This is a genomic window from Alistipes sp. CAG:29 (assembly GCF_000435435.1).
In the GTDB taxonomy this organism is placed as follows: Bacteria; Bacteroidota; Bacteroidia; order Bacteroidales; family Rikenellaceae; genus Alistipes; species Alistipes onderdonkii.
This window is the reverse complement of record NZ_FR893452.1, coordinates 29,837-31,300: the sequence shown is the minus strand read 5'-3', so window position 1 is coordinate 31,300 and position 1,464 is coordinate 29,837. Positions and strand designations below refer to the sequence as shown.

The 1,464-nt window shown below is 58.1% G+C and carries 2 protein-coding genes and 1 pseudogene (2 of these 3 only partly in view); 1 reads left to right on the top strand and 2 read right to left on the bottom strand.

Annotated elements, in window-relative coordinates:
* Positions 1-150 carry the 3' end of a TonB-dependent receptor gene (locus tag QVP03_RS05615; protein ID WP_022332577.1) on the top strand. The gene continues 2,181 nt to the left of window position 1, outside the view, so the window shows 150 of its 2,331 coding nt (coding positions 2,182-2,331); the start codon falls outside the window, past its left edge; its stop codon occupies positions 148-150.
* A 167-nt stretch (positions 151-317) separates the two neighbouring features.
* Here the strand turns inward: QVP03_RS05615 and mdh are convergent, their stop codons facing one another.
* Together mdh and gcvH are read right to left on the bottom strand one after the other, a co-directional pair.
* Positions 318-1,259, bottom strand: a complete 942-nt coding sequence (gene mdh, locus QVP03_RS05610; RefSeq protein WP_022332576.1) for a malate dehydrogenase — start codon at positions 1,257-1,259, stop codon at positions 318-320.
* A 19-nt stretch (positions 1,260-1,278) separates the two neighbouring features.
* A pseudogene (gcvH, locus tag QVP03_RS05605) lies at positions 1,279-1,464 on the bottom strand (glycine cleavage system protein GcvH); it runs 220 nt beyond the window's last position.

Sequence of the window (1,464 nt, the reverse complement as noted above, 5' to 3'; positions counted from 1 at the left end):
GAGATAACCATGCAGCTTTACGGTGGCGTGCAGAACCTGTTCAACGCCTACCAGAAGGATTTCGACAAGGGCGTAGACCGCGATTCGGGCTACATCTACGGCCCGTCGCTGCCCCGCAGCTGGTTCGTCGGTGCGAAGTTCAGTTTCTGATCCGCAAAGAGGGATGCCCCAAAGGAGGCCGTCCGGCGTCCCGAAGGGAATACGAAAAAGCGCATGCAGCATAGCTGCATGCGCTTTTTTCGCGGCTCCCGATCCCGGATACGAAAAACGTCCCGAAATCCGGGACGTTTTTCTTTCGTATCTGTCGCAGCGCGGAATTAAATCGCCTTGATTTCGTGGAGCACGTTGTTGGTCTTGCGGACTGCGTCGGCCGAAGCTGCGAATTTCTCGGCCTCTTCTTTCGAAAGGTCGATCTTCACGATCTTCTCGATGCCCTTGCGGCCGATGATCGCCGGTACGCCGATGCAGATGTCCGACTGTCCGTATTCGCCTTCGAGGTAGCACGAACAAGGAACCATTTTCTTCTGGTCGTTGAGGATCGCCTCGACCATCATGGCCGAAGCGGCTCCCGGGGCATACCAGGCCGACGTGCCGATGAGTTTGGTCAGCGTCGCGCCGCCCACCATCGTGTTGGCTACGGCCTCATCGAGTTTTTTCTTCGATGCGAACTGCGAAACGGGTACGCCGTTGACGGTGGCCTTCGAGACGAGCGGAATCATCGTCGTGTCGCCGTGGCCGCCGATGACCATGCCGTCGACGTTGTTGATGTTGGCGCCCGTAGCCTTGGCCAGGTAGCACTTGAAACGCGACGAGTCGAGTGCGCCGCCCATGCCGATGATGCGGTTCTTCGGAAGGCCCGACGCCTTGAGCGCCAGATAGGTCAGCGTATCCATCGGGTTGGCGACCACGATGATGATGGCGCGGGGCGAATATTTCACCACGTTCTCGATCACGCCCTTCATGATGTTGGCGTTGGTGCCTATCAGCTCCTCGCGCGTCATGCCCGGCTTGCGGGGAATACCCGAGGTGATGACTACCACGTCCGAATTGGCGGTCTGCTTATAGTCGTTGGTGACGCCCACGAGCTTGGTGTCGAAATCCATCAGCGTCGAGCACTGGTACATGTCCAGCATCTTGCCTTCCGAAAGACCTTCCTTGATGTCGATCAGGACGACTTCGCTCGCAACTTCGCGGCAAGCCATCACATTTGCGCAGGTTGCGCCAACGGCACCTGCACCTACTACTGTAACTTTAGACATAGCTTTTTATTTTTTGTGTTTAGCCTATCAGCTTTTCGTAATCCGCGGCGCTCAGCAGTGCGTCGTACTCGGCCGGGTCGGACATCCTGACCTTGACGAGCCAGCCTTCGCCGTATGCGTCCTTGTTGACGATGGCGGGGTCGGCGTCCACGGCGTCGTTGAATTCGAGGATCTCGCCGCCGATGGGCAGGGATGCGGCGCTCAC

Coding starts and splice junctions, on each gene's coding strand:
- mdh (WP_022332576.1), bottom strand. CDS start 1,259: ATGTCTAAAGTTACAGTAGTAGGTGCAGGTGCCGTTGGCGCAACCTGC.